General features: G+C 53.0%; 8 protein-coding genes. All 8 read left to right on the forward strand.

Annotation, left to right across the window (positions count from 1 at the left end; genetic code table 11):
* Positions 1-34: 34 nt before the first annotated feature.
* The 8 genes from G0Q06_RS00845 to G0Q06_RS00880 all read left to right on the forward strand — a co-directional run bounded on the left by G0Q06_RS00845 (position 35) and on the right by G0Q06_RS00880 (position 20000).
* Positions 35-1771, forward strand: a complete 1737-nt coding sequence (locus G0Q06_RS00845; protein WP_163961506.1) for a sodium:solute symporter family transporter — start codon at positions 35-37, stop codon at positions 1769-1771.
* A 49-nt stretch (positions 1772-1820) separates the two neighbouring features.
* Complete coding sequence (locus tag G0Q06_RS00850; protein ID WP_163961508.1) at positions 1821-5738, forward strand: hybrid sensor histidine kinase/response regulator transcription factor; 3918 nt, start codon at positions 1821-1823, stop codon at positions 5736-5738.
* A 217-nt stretch (positions 5739-5955) separates the two neighbouring features.
* Positions 5956-6624, forward strand: coding sequence for a carboxylesterase family protein (locus tag G0Q06_RS00855; RefSeq protein ID WP_163961509.1), 669 nt, complete (start codon positions 5956-5958; stop codon positions 6622-6624).
* A gap of 32 nt (positions 6625-6656) precedes the next feature.
* Positions 6657-9452: a sulfatase-like hydrolase/transferase gene (locus G0Q06_RS00860; protein ID WP_163961511.1), complete on the forward strand. Its 2796-nt coding sequence runs from the start codon at positions 6657-6659 to the stop codon at positions 9450-9452.
* Positions 9453-9466: 14 nt separating this feature from the next.
* Positions 9467-11548 (forward strand): alpha-galactosidase, encoded by a 2082-nt coding sequence (locus G0Q06_RS00865; RefSeq protein WP_163961513.1) that lies wholly within the window; start codon positions 9467-9469, stop codon positions 11546-11548.
* Between the two features lie 89 nt (positions 11549-11637).
* Entirely contained in the window at positions 11638-13098 is a 1461-nt protein-coding gene (locus G0Q06_RS00870) for an MGH1-like glycoside hydrolase domain-containing protein (RefSeq protein WP_163961515.1), read from the forward strand.
* Between the two features lie 34 nt (positions 13099-13132).
* Positions 13133-16615, forward strand: a complete 3483-nt coding sequence (locus G0Q06_RS00875) for a glycoside hydrolase family protein (RefSeq protein WP_163961517.1) — start codon at positions 13133-13135, stop codon at positions 16613-16615.
* A complete protein-coding gene (locus G0Q06_RS00880) occupies positions 16584-20000 on the forward strand; it encodes a sulfatase-like hydrolase/transferase (protein ID WP_163961519.1) in 3417 nt (1138 codons plus the stop codon). Before G0Q06_RS00875 ends, G0Q06_RS00880 begins: the two co-directional genes overlap by 32 nt.
* Positions 20001-20002: the final 2 nt, after the last annotated feature.

Genomic DNA, 20002 nt, shown 5'->3' on the forward strand with positions numbered 1-20002 from the left:
CAGCCTGTGGTTCAGGCTACCCACTACAACTAATATGCACTATTTAGAGGTTATTCTTTTTCTCACTGCCGTGATCGGCGTCATTGGTCTTGGAATCTGGAAAAGTCGCGATGAAGCGCTTGATAGCGATCATGGCGCATCAGATTACTTTCTGGCCGGTCGTGGCCTGACCTGGTGGCTTGTTGGATTCTCGCTGATCGCGGCTAACATCTCGACTGAGCAATTTGTGGGGATGTCGGGGGCTTCGGCTAACTGGCTTGGGATGGCCATTGCTTCCTATGAATGGATGGCCGCAGTCACGCTTATCTTTGTCGCCTTCTGGTTTCTGCCGAAATTCCTGAAAGCGGGCCTATATACGATTCCCGAGTTCCTGGAATACCGTTTTGATCCGGTCGCGCGGATGACCATGTCCATTCCAGCGGTTGTCACGCTGGTCTTCGTGACCACCTCCTCAGTCATTTATTCCGGCGCTAAATTTGTCTCGGAGTATTACCACACGGTTCCGATCTTGAACAGCCTGACGGCAATGTGCTGGCTAATCGCCCTGTTTGCGGCGGTTTATGTCTTTATTGGCGGTTTGAAGGCCTGTGCCTGGACAGACCTGATCTGGGGGGCAGCCTTGATTATGGGCGGGATGATTGTCATGTGGATGGCCTTCTCAACCTTGGCCGACAAGCCCGCTGAAGAGCTCCTGCTGACCAAGGTTTCCAATTCGGAAGCAACTTTGGCAGACATTGAGAACGCGGGTGCATGGGAGCGATTCATGTTGCTTAATGACGGAGTCAACGGGGAGGCTGAAGTTCGAAATGGTCCTAATGGATCTGGAGGAAAAGTGCACATGGTCCGGCCTATGGAGGATCCTGATATCCCATGGACAGCCCTCCTGCTTGGTCTGTGGATACCCAATTTCTTTTACTGGGGACTGAATCAATACATTGTCCAGCGGACTCTGGGGTCAAAGTCATTGGCGGAGGGTCAGAAGGGGATTGTTTTTGCTGCCTTTCTGAAATTGATCATTCCCTTTATCGTCGTCATCCCGGGTATCCTGGCATTCAATTTATTCAGTGGCGACCTGCTTAATTCCGTCACTGGGGAATATGATTATGACCGGGCCTTCCCGGTTCTGGTAAGGAATCTCATCAAGCCCTATCCATTGATTTCCTGGTTCGTACTGGCGGCCCTCTGTGGTGCTGTTATCAGTTCGCTGGCCTCCATGTTGAATTCCGCCTCAACCCTGGCCACGATGGACCTGTATGCGAAAATCACTGGAGAAAAGAATGAGGCCAAATTGGTCAAGGTTGGGCGGTTCCTCGTGATTGTATTCGTTCTTCTTTCGGCATTGGTCGCCCCGAAGCTGGATAATTTCACAAGTATTTTTGCCTATATTCAGGAATTCCAAGGCTTTATTTCCCCTGGAATTCTGGCCGTATTCATTTTTGGTTTCTTCTCGCCCAGAACTCCCCGATATTTCGGGGCCCTTGGCATTGCCATCAATGTTGTCTCCTATGGCGCTTTCAAGTGGCTGATCGGCCCGTTACTGGTTCAAAATGGTCTTTGGTACGCTGACCAGATCGCTTTTCTGGACCGGATGGCCATCTGCTTGTTCATTGTCCTGTTTACCGGTGTCTTCATTACAATAATCAATCCAATGAAGGAACCGGTGAAAATGCCGGTCAATGACACGATTGATGTCACCTCTTCACGGACCGCCAAGATTGCCGGCATCGGCGTCGTCATTTTGACGGGAATCCTTTATGTGGTGTTCTGGTAAATTGGGTTAGCCTTGCCCTGGTAACCTGAACCCTCTTCAATCGGCTTGTATGTTTCCTAGTGCCTTCGATCCAGATTGGCTGAAAGTATTCCGTTCCAGCTCCCGGATTCTCAAGCTCCTTACATGGCTGCTACTTCTCGGGAGCCATGCCTGGGCAGTCGTCGATTCGGGACCCAAACTGGAGTATCTTGCGTACGATAAATGGCGCTGGCGTGAGTTGAAACAATTGAGCGATATCCAAATACGGAGTATCGATGAGTCGATCGATGGAATTCTCTGGATCGGAGGAGGAGATAGTCTGTATGCATATGATGGATACAAGACCCGGCGTGTCCCGCTGGATGTGGAGGATGAAGAAATCCGTTCTATCGCGGTGCTGGATGAGGGGCATATCCACTATCTGACCAAATCTCATTGGGGCAGAATAAAAAACGGCAGCATGGAAATCCTGATGTCGCTTGAAGCTCCCGATGTGGCAACAAGCGAACTTGCGACCGATGATAACGGAAATGTTTTTCTTGGAACCTCCGGTGGCCTATTACGGTTCAGTCACAATAGTATTGAGCCGGTGGAAGTCTTGTTTGAGCGGATTGATAACGTCACTTTTTCATCCGCTGGAGAGATTTGGCTCTCCGAATCTAATTCAGGCCGGCTGGCTGTCTACAGGACGTCCACGGACGGATCGGCCAATGTTGACCTCGTAAAGCTCATTAGCCCTTCGATTCCGATTGCGGAATATCCATTCAAGTTGTTCCCGGATGCCAAAGGCAAGGTATGGATTGTCTCGGAGGATCCGGAGGTGCCCCCAGTCTATTTTACCCGGGACTACTCCGAAGTCATTCTTGATGATTTGAGGGGTTTGGGTGGATCCAACGTATGTTTTGGCATAACCGAGAGTCATGACGGGTCCATCTGGATATCCGCGCGGCGCTTTCTTCATCGTTACGTTAACGATAACTGGGAAGTGCTCGATAGCGAATTTCTTGATATCCCGACTTCGGCCCCGCTCCTTTATACCCTCAACGATGGATCCCTCTTGATTAGCGGTCCCCGTGAAAAAGTCGTGATCCTCAACTTGGATTCGGGCCGCTTTTCCGGTTTCAAGGGGCTGCACTTCGAGGGGGAGGACCGGTTTGGTGGGCAATGGTTTATTTCGGAGGATGGCAGGGTTGGGCGAAATTCCGAGGATGGGGCACTCTGGACCTGGTTTTCCGCTGATGACGGGATTCCGGAATCGCCCAGCTTGATCTTCTTTTCCAGTGATGGGACAATCTGGGTTGCCGGAAGTCATGAAATGGCAGCTTGCGTCTCCCGGTTTGACGGGGAGACCTGGACCCGGGACAGCTTCAATGAAATGGGTTACCGGATCGGGCACTTGAGCGCTTTTGAAACCAGCGGCGGCGATGTCCTCTTCGGCAATGGATCCGAACACACACCTCCCAGCAAGTGGGAGGGTGGTCTGGTTCGCTACTCGCCTGCCCAGGGTGGATACACCTATTCACGCCAACTCCCTCCCGAGGTGCCTTACCGTGTCTCCTGCATTGGGGAGGGCCCGGACGGGGCCCTGTTCATTTCCGGTCCTGGATTAAACAAAATCACAGATTCTGCGGTTTCGATTGTCCCGGTGCCCGGCTTGGAGCGCCCCAGTTGGTGGATTGACCATATGGCTGTCGGAACGGATAACACCCTTTGGTTATGTGCCTGGGGCAAGGGCGTTTACAGATACCTTGCCGGTGAATGGCAGGTATATACCGAGTCAGACGGTTTATTGAGCAACCGCGCCATCTATTCCCTGCCAAGCCGCTTCTGGGACGGTGTCTGGGTTACCACGCAAAAGGGAATTGTTCGTTTTGATGGCACCGCCTGGACCTCCGTTTTTCCCTTCCCTGACCAGATGACCCGTGAATCCAGCACCCTGCAGGAGACAGACGATGGCGAACTTTGGATTAATATCGCCTCGCGTGCATGGTTCTTCAGGTCTACCCCTGATCCGGTAAAGTCCGGATCCTACTATTCCATCCGGTATGTTCCGGAAAGAAATCCACCCGTTGTGTCACTTGTAGAGACACCGCGAGCCAGGGTCATTGACGGCAACCAGTATTTCCAATGGGAAGGCTTTGATTTCTGGTCGGAAACACCAGCTGATGCCCTCGAGTATTCCTACCGTGTCAACGGGGCGGACTGGAGCCCGTTTGCCACAGGAAACCAGATCAACCTGTCCGACTTGAAACCGGGCGACTATACCTTTGATGTGCGTGCCCGCGACAGGGACTGGAATGTCTCAGCCAGTCCAGCCAGTTACACCTTTGCGGTCGTTTCACCCCTTTGGAAACGGCCGTGGTTTATCGCCACAATGGTCTTCACGGTTGGACTGATTGCCTTCCTGATCACCCTGATCATTCGCAACCGGGTTCGTCACATCCTTGAGATCGAGGAGTTGAAAATCCAGTTTTTTACCTACCTTTCGCATGAGTTGCGGACGCCTCTCGCGGTTGTCCTCGGCCCGATCGAGAGTGCCATGAAACAGGTCGAAAACACGGCCGTCCTGCAAAACCTGGCCTTGGCCAGGAAGAATGCCAACCGGGTCCTTTCGCTGGTCGACCAGTTGCTGGATTTCAGGAAATTCGAGTATTCCAAGAAGACCTTCAATCCGGAGGCCTCAGACCTGTGCGTTTTCCTGCGAGATTCAGTTGAATCGATTCGCTCCCTGAGCGATGATAAAAACCAGCGCATTGAGTATCAGTCCTCCCTCAGTCCAGGGTATTTCCTGTTCGATGGCGATATGCTGCAGAAAATCTGCAACAACCTGATCAGCAATGCCATCAAGTACTCTCCAGAAGGAAGTGCCGTGACTGTGGAGGCTGAACTCCTCAGTCCAGCAGATCCGGAGGAGTCACCGGTGCTGATGCTCTCAGTGGCAGATGAAGGGCCCGGGATTACCCCGGATGACCAGAAGTTGATTTTTGCGCCATTTTATCGAATCAAGCGCGATAGCAGCCGGGGGAAGGGCGCTGGATTGGGCCTCGCCCTCGTAAAGGACCTGGTGAACGCTTGGGGAGGCACCATCGCCATTGAGAGTCCCTGCAAGGGTGAAGAAGGCACGCGGTTTCAAGTCAGTCTGCCCGTTCAAAAAGAGGATCGGCAGGAGGATTTGGCGATCCAGGTAGAGGAGGCCACGGCAAATGATGATCAAGGGAGAGGACAGGATGTGGTCCTTCTGGTTGATGACGATGCTGACTTCCGCAGCTTCGTAAAATCCGAGTTGCAGACACAGTTTCAGGTAATTTGCGCCAAGGACGGAGCGGAAGGGGTGAAGCTGGCCGGGAAGCACATGCCCGGAGTCATTGTCTCGGACTTTCACATGCCTGGCATGAGTGGAGAGGGCCTGTGCCGGGCGATCAAGGGCGAACTCGAGACCTGCCACATCCCGATCATCCTCCTGACATCAGACCTGTCGCCTGAAACGGAACTCGTCGCGGTTAAAAGCTTTGCCGACGAATTCCTGCACAAGCCGGTTAGTATCGAGTTGCTGAGTGCCCGTCTAGATGCGGTTCTGGAGACTAGGCGTCGTTTGCGGGAACGTTTTACAAAACAGTTGAAGATTGAGCCTGCAGAAATTGCCGTGACCTCGACGGACGAAAAGTTGCTGGGCAAAGCGATTGAAGTGGTTGAAAAGAACATTCAGGACGACACTTTCAACGTGGACGAGTTTTCCCATCAGATGGCCATGAGCTCCCGTACGCTCTACCGTAAGCTCCGGGCAATAACAGGGATTTCCCCCTCCCAGTTTATTCGGTCAATCCGGTTGAAGCGGGCGGCCCAATTCTTCCAGGGAGGCATCACCAATGTCTCCGATGTCATGGTGCGAGTCGGCATCCTGGATGCCTCCCATTTTAGTCGGACCTTCAAAAAGGAATTTGGCAAGTCGCCGCGCCAGTATGTTGCTGATTCTGAAGGGGAGGATTGATTCCCCCTGTCCTTTCTGGCGATTGGCGAGCGGAGCCAACTAATTGTCATCCCCGCGCAAACCAATGGCTGGCTTCAACTGTATACTGGCGGGTATTATGGTGATGTGTCTTAGCAGAATTTTTTGCGCCGGGCTTCTTCTGGTTGGTGGTCTCAGCGCTATTGCGGAAACTGGCGAAAGTTGGATGGAATCCTATGAGCCAGGCGCGTTTAAAGGGATGCCCTTCCGGCTGATGTCCCCCGTGAAGATCGATGCGGAAACCCGCTATCCGGTTATTGTTTCCCTGCATGGCGGTGGGGGTCGCGGGACGGACAATATGAGGCAGTTGCGCGGATGGAACCAACGGCTCGCGGAGGCGAACCGAAGGGCCGAGTATCCCTGCTATGTCCTCGCGCTGCAGACGGAACGACATTGGGATGCCGATCATCTGGCAGCCATCAAGGAGATCATTGCAAAACTACCTTCCGTGGATCGCAACCGGATCTATATCCTGGGTCATTCGATGGGGGGACATGGAACCTATTCCCTGCTTCAACTAGATCCCGGGTATTTTGCCGCGGCTGGTTCCTCTGCAGGAACGGGATTATCGACCACCGATGAGTTTATCGATGTCTCCCTGATCAAGGACATCCCGATCTGGGCCTTTCATGGGGATCAGGATCCACGGTGTCCATATGAGGGTGGACTGAAACTGTTCACCCAAATGGTGAAGGCGGGCGGAAACCTGAAATTTACGACTTGGGCAGGCGATAAGCATGGCGGCCCCGTGGCCGAGAAAATGATTACTGGAAGCGACAATGGCAGAACCCTGATGAGCAGCGAACGGTGTGATCCGGAACCGGAATTCATGAAGTGGCTGTTCGCTCAATCCCTTACCTACCGATAGATCTTATAAACATGCCCGCAACTACTCTATTTATGAAAACAAGAATCTCTCTATACCTCTCCCTTTGCCTTGTCTTCGTGGCACAGATCGTCGTCCACGGAGAACCCCCAGAGAAGCTGAACATCATTTATATCCTCGCCGACGACCTCGGATATGCCGACGTCAGTTTTAATGGTCAGGAAAAATTCACTACACCTCACCTGGATCGTCTTGCCAACGATGGGATGGTCTTTAACCAGCACTATTCAGGGAGCACGGTTTGTGCGCCTTCACGATCCACCTTGATGACGGGCCAGCATACGGGCCGGACGCCGATCCGGCACAATTCCAAGGGTCCTGCCGGTGGCCAGCTGCCTCTGCCTGCGGGCACCGTGACCGTGGCGAAGGTTCTGCAGGAGGCCGGGTATGTGACAGGCGCGTTTGGCAAGTGGGGACTTGGCTACACTGGCAGTGAAGGCGATCCATCGCGTCAGGGATTTGATGTGTTTTATGGCTACAAGGACCAGGTAAATGCCCATCATTACTATCCGCAGATCCTTTGGGACAATAATACAAAAGTTCAATTGAACTCGAAAGGGAAACAGGAAGTGTACGCTCCGTTCCGCATCCAGGAGGAGACGCTCAAATTTATCCGTGAGAACAAGGACCGCCCCTTCTTTTGCTACGTTCCCTCGGTCCTGCCTCATGCCGAATTGGTCGCTCCCGAAGCCTACATTGCGCGCTTTCGCGGGAATTTTGGTGAAGAGACGCCTTACGACGCGAAGAAGGGCTCACGCAAAACAGGCTATGGATCCCAAGCGGATCCCAAGGCGGCCTTTGCTGCCATGGTCCAGATTCTCGACGAACAGGTCGGGGAAATCCGTGCCCTCGTGGAAGAGCTGGGAATCGCGGAGCGCACAATCATCATCTTCACTTCTGACAATGGTCCACACGACGCGGGTGGGGCGGATCCTGAGTATTTTGATTCCAACGGGCCCTTCCGGGGAATCAAACGTGATCTTTACGAGGGAGGCATCCGCGTCCCGATGGTTGCGTGGGCTCCAGACCGCGTCGACGCGGGCTCCGAGACCGACCATGTCTCGGCTTTCTGGGATGTTTTGCCGACTCTGGCAGAGCTGGCCGGGGCACCGGTTCCGGATGATATCGACGGGCTCTCATTTGCGCCAATCCTTTTGCAGAATGGAAACCAATCCTCGCACCAGTATCTCTACTGGGAATTTCTCGGCGGGGGAGGCAAGCTGGCGGTTCGCATGGGCAATTGGAAGGCGGTTCAACTCGGTGTATCCAAAAATCCCGACGGGCCAATCCAGTTGTTTGACTTGCCCACCGATCCGGAGGAAAGCATTGATCTGGCAGCAGAGTATCCGGAGCTTGTCGAACAGGCTCGTCAAGTCATGCAGGAAGCGCATGCCAAGCCTCTCTACGCGAAATTTAATTTCCTCCCCGGGGACGACGCCAAGGATGCGCTGTTCCTTTATCGAAAGGGACCTCTCAAACTTTCCGCGGACGCCATCCACGATGCTGTCGGGAGCATTAGCCTGGACCAGTTGCCAACACCTAAGCCACAGATTGGAGTGAAGTTGAAGCCAGCGACAACGCCCTTCACCCAGCGTATGTGGGCCATCGCATTGGATGATATTGAACGCAACATCGTGCTCACCGACGACATCCGCTACTTTGGTGCGGGCAGCCGTTATGGGAACCGCGTCTATACCCGTGACATCGCGCTTACCGGAGTCCTCGGCGCAAATTTTTTCTATCCGAAGATCATGAAGGATTCACTGGTGCTGACCCGGAAAATACGCCGGGAGCTTGGGTACAAAGTATCGCAGAACAAAGACAAGGATCATGTTGTTGAAGAGATCAAAGTTCCGTGGGAAGTAATCGCCGAGAGTGACAAGGAAATCATGGCAAAATACCGGACCAACAGTTACACGCGGCGCACGGACGATGTTGTCTGGCTCTGGGCGGCTGATGATTTATTCACCAAACATCCCGAACTGGCCGATTGGAATTGGCTCTACACAGTCGGCGAGGAGTTTTTCAAGGATTTCTACGATCCCTGGTTTGATTCATCGGACGGACTGTACCGTGGCCAGCCGATCTTTCAGGATCTTACCAGCTCCGCCTATCCAAAGCACCTGACGATAGCGGATTGCGTGTTGATGAAGGCCGCTTCAACGAACGCGTTGTACTACCGAGGAATGCTGGCCATGGCCCATGCCGCCACCATGTCCAGTCAGGAACCGGAACAAAAGGTGAAGTGGCTTAAGCGGGCGGAGGCCCTCAAGGCGGCTTTCCAGAATGAATTCCTGCTTGAGGGAGGGGAAGTCACTTACTACAAGGACCGTTATGGTGAGTTGAGCCCGCATCAACACAACCTTGGAACAGCCTTTGCCGTGATGTTTGGAATCCTCGAAGGGCCTGACGCGAAAAGAGCCTATGCAAACTATCCGACCCACGACCGCGGCGTGCCATTGATCCATCCCTTCCTACCGGATAATAAGGGGCCGCACAATGCAGCCACTTGGCCTTTCTGCAGCACCTTCTTTCTCTGGGGCAAGGAAGTCGCGACGGGCAAGTCATTAGTGGACTACAATGCAGCCCTGCTGGGGCGCTCGCTTGGCACGAAGATGGCCGAGAAAAGCAAAAAAATAGCCGCCAACGAAGAGGATTGGGATGCCGGTTTGGGGTCATTCCACGAAAAGATCCAACTGCCTTCCGGCCTGATCGATGGATCAGGACATCAACTATGGTCGGCAGCCGCCTTTCTCAATGTGTGTATCCGCGCCGGTATTATTTTCGATTCCGACAAAGCCTTCAACTAACAGAATTTTAAATTATGAAAAGAAAACCACTACAATTTGGCCTTCTGGTAATTTGCACGACCCTTTCCGCATGGGCGGGACCTCCAGTTGTTTCACCGGATGGTGCCGCCTATTCCCTGGAGTGGGGTGATGATTTCCGTATAGATTCCTCGACCTTTGCCGTGGAGATCAATGGGGAGTGGATATACGGGGATGCCTTTCCACAGCACACCTGGTCGAAGGAGGGAGGGAAACTTACCCTGACTTGCTCCGGTCTGGCTCCCGTTGAGTCCTTTGAGCTGAGTATTGAGACAGCAACCGAGGGTCCTTATGCTGTCATTACAGCATCCCTCAAGGCATCGAATGAGTTCAAACTGGGTGGCGTGCGCGTGCTGACCCGGAAAGGAGAGGCACACAATCTTTCAGTCGGGGAAACCCATACGCAATGGAATGCCTTTCTCGAACATCTCGAAGCTCCCAAAACTGGAAGCATTTACTGGCTGGACCAGATGGAGCCGCTCAAAGCGAACAAGAAAGGGGAGGACCCCCGTGACGCGACCTGGATCTCGACCTTTCAGAACGATGCCACAAACCAGACATTTGCCATTGCCGCCCTGATGGGAGATTTTTGGCCGACCTCCATCGAATGGCGCAACGTAAAACTGGGCGACCTGCATGTCTCAATCCGCAGTGGAAGCCCCAAGGGCCTTGAAAAAATCCTCGTCCGCGCGGGAGCAAAAGTGGAAACCGATCCCATCCTGATTGGCTACTGGGACAACCGGCGACCAACCCAGGCATTGGCTGAAGTAGGCCGTATCATGGGCGAAAGCGTCCGTCAGGGGAGACCCATGCGAATGATAGAACCTGGATGGAGTACCTGGCACTCCTACGCCCGGACAATCTCTGCAGACGCCATGTTAACAGCCGCGCATACCATGAAGGACGAGCTTTACGATTTCGGTTACCGTTACATCCAACTCGACGGGGGATGGTGGACCGTTCCCGGTTCATATGTGGTAAACGATGAATTTTTGCGCGGCATACGAGACGTGGCCAATCAGATTACTGACATGGGCTTGAAGTTCGGCCTGCACATCAGCCCATTGCGGGTGAATCCGACGGATCCTTACTGGAAAGAACACGCGGACTGGCTGGTCTCGCCATACGGTAAAAAAACCATTGATCCGCATGACGACGAAATGATGACGACCCTTGGCATGATGTATCTGGACGGCAGTCATCCGGATGTGCCACCGTATCTGGCGGGCCAGTTCAAGCAGATGGTCGAAGACTACAAGCCGACCTTCATGAAGTGGGATCATCACTACGGAAGTTTGGAAGAAGCTGATCGTTTTGATCCGACCATGACCGGCCTGCAGGCACACAACAAAGCCGTCCGCATGATCCGAGCCGCCTTGCCGGAGGACCTTGTCGTGACCCGCAGCATGGGCTGGCTTTATGGAGCGATTGAATGCTATGACGCCGTCCGGATCGGAAACGATATCAATCATCCGGGCGTCCGCAGCAAGGACGAACCCTATGCCAACATCACCTATGGCAAGACAAGCGGAACAATCCGGGACGTTCTTGTAGGACGTGAATACAAAGGGTTGATCCGTTTCGCCCGTTCCGTTGCCCAGAATTACTACATCCACAATCATATCGCCATCTGTGATCCGGATGCCTTCTTTGCCTCGCCCCAATACACCTTTGAGGAGTCCCGTATGCACATCACCCTGCAGGCCCTGATGGGTGGATTCCTCTTTGGCGGCGACCGGATCGAGGCGCTTCCAAAGGAGCGACTGGCGCTATACAAGAAACAAGCCGTTCTCGATGTGTGGGCCAATCATAAGCATGCCGTTCCCCTCGACCTGTTTACCGGTGTAGATATCCCGCGGATTTGGAAACTTGAGCTGGAGGATCGCATTGTCTTTGGCTTCTTCAACTGGATGGATGAAGACGTGGATACTACCTGGTCGTTGGTAGAATTGGAACTGGCTGCTGGTGACTACCGTTTAACGGACCTCTGGAGCGGTGAAGCCGTGCCGATAATAACTGACGGAATACACCTGTCCATGCCGGCTCATACTGTTCGTTTGATTGAGTTCCAAAAATAGAGTCGTTCGCCACTCTACCAACATAATGAAACAACCCGTACTCTCGAAATCGCTTTTGCCAGAACCGGTTGCTTTGTTTTAAAAATCAAATGAAAAAAACAATTTTTGTAACTCTATTGCTGCTGGGTTGCTGGGCTGTGGTGGATGCTGCTGTTCCGGAAGATTGGCGCGCAGATCTACCGCAACCGATCGTAGAAGACCATCCGGAATGGGTGGATTTCTATTACGAGGCCTGGCGTTTTGCGGAACTGAAAAAGATGACCTACGAGGGGCATACGATTTTCGACACCGCCTTTAAGCCCGGCAAGGTTTGGTTGTGGGACACCGTCTGGATTTCCCATTTTGGGATTTATGTGCAGGATGCGAATCCCGACATTCGCGATCCGATGTATGCGTATGATATGTTTTATGCGCAGCAGCGTGCGGACGGTTGTATTCCGCATGTCTGGAAGACGACCGGCGACCACAGCTACAAAGTGCATAATCCAATTTTCACGCTGGGAGAGCTCAATTACTATCGGCACACCGGGGACAAAAGCAGGCTGGCTGTAGTGTTGCCAAAGCTTGACCGCTTCTACTTCTACTTGAAGCAGCAATACGGCGAACCCGACGGCCTCTATCGGAATTTTGACTGGCATAACGGAATGGATAATCGCCCGGTGGCTGATCTTTCCATCGATTCGACCTGCGAACAGGCGATGGTAGCGGGACATCTGAAACAAATCGCCAAGTTGGTGGGTGATGACGCACGTGCTGCAAAATTCGATAAGGAATATTTAGCCCTGAAGACACGCATCAATGAAACCATGTGGTCAGAACAGGATCAGTTTTACACCGATCTCAATGCTGACCGGACACCTTTCAATGCATGGTCCGTCGCTTCCTACTGGGCCTTGCTTTCAGGCGTCGCCGATGTCGAACAGGCCAGCAGCATGAATGCGCATTTATTTGACGAAGCCAACTTCAAGACACCCTTCATGGTTCCGACCCTCGGGCGGAAGAGTCCCGGTTACGATGCCGACGGCGGTCTCTACTGGAGAGGAGCCGTTTGGGTTCCCACCAACACGATGGTTATAAAAGGATTGCAGAAATATGGCTACACGGATGCCGCCCGTGAGATTGCGATCAACGGCTTGGAAGGCATGGTCGCCACCTGGCGTGAGACCGGCACCTTATGGGAGAATTATGATCAGGAGAATCCAGGGAAACGCGGCGAAAGAAGTCGGCCTGACTTTGTTGGTTGGAGCGGGGTTCAGCCCATCGCCACCTTGATCGAAACAATCATTGGCATTCAAACCAATGCACCGGAAAACCGGATTGAATGGACCCTTCGGATGACCGAGGAGCACGGGGCCAGAGATTTGAAATGGGGACCGAACTATATGAGAGAGGTTGACCTTGTCGCGGAGTCGCGAACATCGACGGATAGTCCCGTCAGCCTTATAATATCCAGCAACACGCCATTCACGTTGGTTGTGGATACTGGTTATACTATCAAGGAATTCGGGGTCGAAAAAGGCTCGAATCAGACCTTTTTAATTCAACACTAAAACACATCAGGGAATGAATTCCTTTAGGAACTATATGAATAACCTTAACACCATTTTGAGTCTGCTTGCAGTTTTTCTGTTTAGCGCTTCCGCATCCTCTGCGACGAAGATCTACTCTGCGCCAGAGGGCATTGATCGCAGTAGCGACTTTGTCGTCACAGTGGATGGGCGGGAGGCCTTTGTGTTCTTTGTGGCAGAGAATAAGCATAGACAACAATACCTCCCCGGTGCGGATTTTGAATTTCTCGGGGAAAAGAAGGTTATTGTCAGGAATGTGGTACATGATCCTGGAAACGTGAAGATTCACAAGGCCCGCGAATCATGGGTTTCCTTTGAGACTGAAAAAAGCGCCCTAATAAGCCTCGAACAACTGACTGATCCATTGCCGCTGCAGGATATTCTTCTGATTGATGAACTTGGCAATGCAGTTGATCACAAAGTTGAGGGTGAGAAAATCCGTTTCAGCGCAGTTGCGGGGAACAAATACCTGTTGGTTCTCAACAATGACCTTTCGCGCCGACTCACACTATTTGCGGAGCATCCCGAGATGGATGTGCCGGACATTAAAGGCGCGGACACCTTTCTAATCCAGCCTTGCACACCGCGTAACGACTACGAGACAACATCAAAGAAAACGCTCTACTTTGCACCCGGACTGCATGAAATGGGCGATGCCTTTCCATTGAAGCCCAGCCTCCAGATTTATCTGGCACCGGGGGCCTATGTGCGCGGCTATTTTACCTGCCCGCCAGGTGCCGGTACGGAGGGTGCATCAGAGGTGAAGATCTTTGGACGGGGTATACTCTCGAGTGAATACAATCAAATAGCCGAGGGACCCAACTACAATTTCCTGCCCCGGCCGATTGGATTCTGGAGCAACTCGATTTACCTTGGCGGCTTTAATCGCGAGCCCGCTGAAAATCAAACGGTGAAGGGGATCACGATTATTTATCCCACGCAGCAGCCAATCATGGGCAACGGTCGTAAAACGCTGATTGAGAATGTGAAAGTCATCAATTTCCAGAAGGGATTTGGTGGTATTTGCGTGGGTTCGGAGTCGATGGTCAGGGATTGCTATGTTTCGTCTGATACCCGGGTCCTCACCACCTTTGGCTCAGACACAACCTTTGATCGAAACATGGTTGTCGGTCTTAAACTCGACACGCCGTTTTATCTCGGCGACCGCATCCTCGACGATCTCAGCCATATCACTGTGGAGAATCTAACCGTCATAGGTAACTGGAAAACTTTGATTGGCGTGCATCAAGCGCATTTTGGTAACTTGAGCAATTTGACGTTCAGAAATTTCAAGGCCTGGTACACGGGTAAGCAACCACGGACAACCCTGTTGAGTCTGGCGGTGGCTTTCTCGCCATACCGGCGCGATGATTATTTTGGGAGTATCAGCGATTTAACGGTCAGTGAGATAAATATTACTGCCTCGAACTCAGCGCCTGATCTGATTGTCTCCGCATTCGGGTTTAGTGAGGAGTGTGCGGTTCGGGACGTCAGTGTTAATAACATCCGCGTCAACGGGGAACCTGCCAAGCTCCTGCCGAAGATTGCGCAGGCTGCTTTTAATATTTCCCTGGATGACCGAACCATAATAGAAGGCATCCGGCCTGTGGCCAAAACCCCCGGTCGTGAATACCCGCCCGTTCCAGCCGTGGACAATCCTGAGAAAACTTACAAGCGCCGGGACATGGACGGTGACAAGTTGGGTTGGAAAATTGCCCACGAGGTGGCTTATCCCAATGCAAAACAAAAAGCCGATCCGAATTTTCCAAAGACCTTATCCGCTGCATTTGGCAACACTGCCACCGGCGCGAGCCTGAAGGGGATCAAGACCATTGCCTCTCCGGAAGGGAATTTCCTGCAGACCTACGCGGCCGTCAATGACCCGCGTATGTATGTACTGCACTCGCCGGACTATGAGATGACTATTGCCCAACCAAGCAGTGGTACTGCAGCGGCGAGCGTGCCCGTCTATGAAAACATTGGCACGCTTTTGACCACCGGAAACCGCCTTGTCAACCCGCCACCAATGCTGACAGAGCATTTCGCAAATTTCACGCATCGCGGGCCTGTTGAGGTAACGGTCACGATGAAATCACGGGCACCTTCCGTCAAAGACGCACTGATCATGCCCTCGCACTTGAAGATCGAGCCGAGCTATGCGCCCAACGGGCGAAGCTTCTCGTTCACGATGTCTGATCCGCAATATCTGGTCATCATCGTCAATGGCGACTGGCTCCGACCGCTCTTTGTATTTGGCAATCCCCCGGAAGATCCGGTGCCCGATCCGGCCGATCCGGCAGTACTGACAATTCAAACCGGCGACGACTACAAGACATTGGAAAACCGCATGAAACTTGCTGATTACCGGGTGATCAATTTCGCGCCGGGTTATCACGACATAGGCCTGTTCTTTCCCGTCTTCAGCAAGCAGACAATTTATATTCCGGGGGATGCATTTGTGGCAGGAACGATACTCGGAGTTGACCGGAAGAAGGCCCGAAATCATGCTTACGGAACCAAGCTGATCACGATGAACAAGGAAATTTTCGAGTTTCCCGCCTTTAAGCATGGTTACCGGCAACCCGACGATTTTGTTCTTATGGATTCTTCTAACCGCGGCAGGAAGGAGTTTCTTGGTTCGATTAAAGACTTCACGATCCGCGGTCGCGGCATTCTATCCGGCGAAAACATGGACTGGTTCAAGGGGCAGGAAACCATTCCCGGCTATATTATCCTTGTGGACCGGAGTGGGCGCAATGGTGTGCTGGAGGGGTTGACCTTCACTGGTCGGCACTTCCACTCGGCGAATTTCTTTGGTACCCCTGCCTTGCTTCGCAACGTCAAGACCTTGTACGGTTTTCACGGCAACACCGATGCCTCACAGTGGGGAATGGTGCGCCGGAACCTCTTCAGTATCGAGCAGGACGATGGGACCTACATTAAGAATGGCTTGGACATCGATGGCTGGCTGGCTTGGCAGCAGAACAATGCCAACGCATTCTGCTTCGCCCGCTCCATGCCCTCGGACGGCAATACTCTCGGGCATGCGATCGTTCGAAACGTCACCGTCATTGACGGGCGCTATGGCGCGTATTCGGTGAGCAATTTAGCCGGTGTGCAATACAACCCGATGCGTGGCGGATTCTGGCTCGGCATCAATCATGACAGGAAGGGCGCCAGTTTCGGCTACATCGCCGACATTGTCATGAAGGACATCTATTTTGAGACCATTGTTAATCCGCTCTTCCAGTTCGCACCAATGACTGGAACGGTTTATAACAAGATGATTGGCGCTGAGGACATCACCTTTGATAACATACATGTGCCGATGGGCCAGAACTGGAAGAGTATCTTCGGGGGACGGACACAAGCTCCCGATGATGTGATGCGTGGAATTGTCATCAGGGACTTGATGATCAAGGGCAAGAAGATCACCGAATTTGATGATTTTGCAAGGGTGCGCAGCAATGGCCGTAATCTGGAGGTTACCATTGAATAAGGTCTGGATAAATTGGCCTTCCTTCATTCTGATCCTTCTGCTTTTCAGCTCTTCCGGGCGGGCAGAATTCGTATCTGACCTGATTTACGGCACAGCCGCAGGGGAGGAGCTCAAATTGGATTTATCCGTGCCGGAAGGGGAGGGACCGTTCCCCGTTTGCATCATTGTACATGGAGGCGGATTTGAACGGGGAGATAAGGGAATTCAGGTCAAGCCTCTGTTTGAACCGCTGAACAAGGCAGGCTTTGCCTGGGTGAGCATCAACTACCGGCTTGCCCCGCAACACAAGTACCCGGGAAGCGTTGAAGATGTCGAGACGGCAATCCGTTGGGTGAAGGCTCATGCATCCGAATACAGCTTTGATTCCAAACGAATTGCCTTGATCGGTGAATCCGCTGGCGGCTATCTGGTTTCCCAGGTCGGCGCGCGCAACCTCGGGGACACCCGTGTCGCAGCAGTTGTTTCCTTTTACGGGCCATCGGATTTGATGACCCGTTTTGATGCAACTCGTGGAAACCCGTCCTCGAGCTTCAAGAATTACTTTGGCGTTTCCGAGGATACTCCAGCAACACGCGAACGGTTGATCGAAGCTTCCCCCGTAACCTATGTCCGCCCGGGTCTGCCTCCCTTCCTGCTTCTTCACGGCGATGAAGATTCTCGCGTGCCTTATGAGCAATCAGTCATTTTGTTCAAGCATCTCCAATCGGCGGGAGTGCCATCGGAATTCATCACGATCAAAGGCGGAAAGCATGGCATCCGAGGATGGAGCAAAATGGGCTCCAATTACGCCGTGAAGGTTGTCGCCTGGTTGAAAAAAACCCTTCCTGCGACGAAGAGGACAAAGTCAAAAAGCAAACCCAATGTGGTAGTTTTATTGTCTGACGACCTCGGCTACGCCGATCTTGAGTGCTACGGCGGACCGGTGAAGACACCCGCAATCGACGGGCTGGCTGCCGCTGGTATTCGCTTTACCGATTTTTATTCAGGCGCCGCGGTCTGCTCACCTTCGCGCGCGACCCTTTTGACTGGGCGCCAGCATATCAGGGCGGGCGTCTACAGTTGGATCGATAACAAAAGCAACCGCTCGCATCTGCTGGAACGCGAAATCACGCTGGCGGAAGTGTTGAAAGCGGCTGGCTATGCCACGGCGCATTTCGGGAAATGGCATCTTGGCCAGCCTACCTCAACCATGGCCAAGCCGACGCCTTCGAATCACGGATTCGACGATTGGTTCGCGACGGAAAACAATGCCCAGCCAAGCCATCGGAATCCCGTCAACTTTATCCGCAATGGCGAGGAGGTTGGCGAGCTGGAAGGCTACTCCTGCCAGCTTGTAGTGGATGAGGCGATACACTGGCTGGATAATGAACGTAGTCAGGACAAACCCTTTTTCCTGAACATCTGGTTCCATGAACCGCATAACCCACTTGGCGCGCCGGACGAGCTGACCACCGTTTACGGAGGCCCGGAGATGGACGGGGCATTGTATTCGGCAACCATTGACAACACCGACCGGGCAATCGCGCGGCTTCTGGAGAAGCTGAAGACCATCGGCGCCCCGGAAGACACCCTGATTATATACGCTTCGGACAACGGAAGCCTGCGGAGGGACCGGGTCGGTGACCTGCGCGGCAAGAAAGGGCAGAACTGGGAAGGCGGTATCCGCGTTCCCGGAATCTTCTCGTGGCCGGGGCATATCTCCACTGCCAAAGTGGAAACGACACCCGCCGGATTGGTGGATTTGCTTCCGACGGTGTGCGGGTTGCTTGAAATTGATCCCCCGACTGTTCATCTGGATGGCGCCGACCTTTCGGCCGTGCTGACGGGCAATCCCGAATCCTTTGTCCGCCACCAGCCGCTTTTCTGGCATCTTCAGAAATCCGTTCCGATTGTCGCGATGCGGGACGGAGACTGGTCCCTGCTCGCTGAGCCGGATTACGAGCTGCCCACCGATAATAAATTCAACGAGGCGTGGATTCCAGCGATCAGAAATGGTGGCTACAAAAACTATCAGTTGTTCAATCTGAAGACCGATCCCTCCCAGGAGCATGATCTGTCCGCCGAATTGCCGGAGCGGGTGGAACGGATGAAAAAACAGCTGCTGGAAATCAATGCCAGCATCATGGCGGATGGTACGGATTGGAATGCGGACCTCAATCCGACTAAGCCCAACATCATCCTGATCATGGCGGATGATCTCGGATATGAGTGTGTTGGGGCGAATGGTGAATCCGAGTATTCGACGCCCGCTCTCGATCGTCTGGCCGAGACGGGGATGCGCTTTGAGCACTGCTATTCCCAACCGCTATGCACGCCCTCGCGCGTCAAGCTGATGACCGGAATTTCCAATGTGCGCAACTACATCGATTTTGGAATTATGGATCCGCAGGCGACAACTTTTGGCTCGCTGATGAAGGAGGCAGGATATGCCACCGCCATTGCCGGCAAATGGCAGTTGGGAACGGATCCTGCCCAGCTGGAGAAATTTGGTTTTGATGAGTATTGCCTGTGGCAGTTGGAGATGAAGGGGAGTCGATATAACGACTTAGCTTGCCTTCAGCTAAACACGGGCGAGAAGCTATCCGGCGGATATGGTCCGGACAAGGTGAATGCGTTTGTGCGCGATTTCATCACGCGTCACAAAGATGAGCCCTTTTTCTGTTACTACCCGATGTTGCTGCCGCATGCACCGTTTGAACCGACGCCCGACAGCCTGACGCGTGACGCTGACAAAAAGTCCAACTTCAAGGACATGGTTGCCTACATGGACAAGATGGTGGGGCAGGTGGCTGAACATCTGGAGAAGCTTGGGCTTCGCGACAACACGCTCATCCTTTTCACGAGCGATAATGGAACACATGGAAGCATCACTTCCCGATTCAACGGACAGGAGCTAAAGGGCGGCAAAGGAAAAATGACGGATGCGGGCACGCGCGTCCCGTTCATTGCCAACTGGCCCGCGGTGATCCGTGAAGCGAGTGTCGGCAAGGAACTGATTGAGTTCAGTGATTTCCTGCCAACCCTGTGCGATGTGGCTGGAGCAACGCTTCCCGCTGATTTGAAGATCGATGGGAAAAGCTTTTACCCGCTGCTAAATGCGCTGTCTGGCAGTCCGCGAACAACCGTACATTGCTGGTATTCCAGAGATGGAACGGATCCCGCCAAGGAGTGGGCAAGAAACCAACGCTACAAGTTGTATCGCAATGGGTCATTTTATGACCTTCAAAACGATTCACTCGAAAAGAAACCACTTCGAATCAGGGAACAATCCGATGGAGTCATGGCTGTCCATTCACTTCTCCAAGAGGAATTAAACCGCTACGCCTTGGCACGGCCAGCGCATCTGGTCAAAGCAGATGACTTGCATAAGCAAGGTGGAAACTGAGG

The sequence above is a fragment of the Oceanipulchritudo coccoides genome (assembly GCF_010500615.1).
GTDB lineage: Bacteria > Verrucomicrobiota > Verrucomicrobiia > Opitutales > Oceanipulchritudinaceae > Oceanipulchritudo > Oceanipulchritudo coccoides.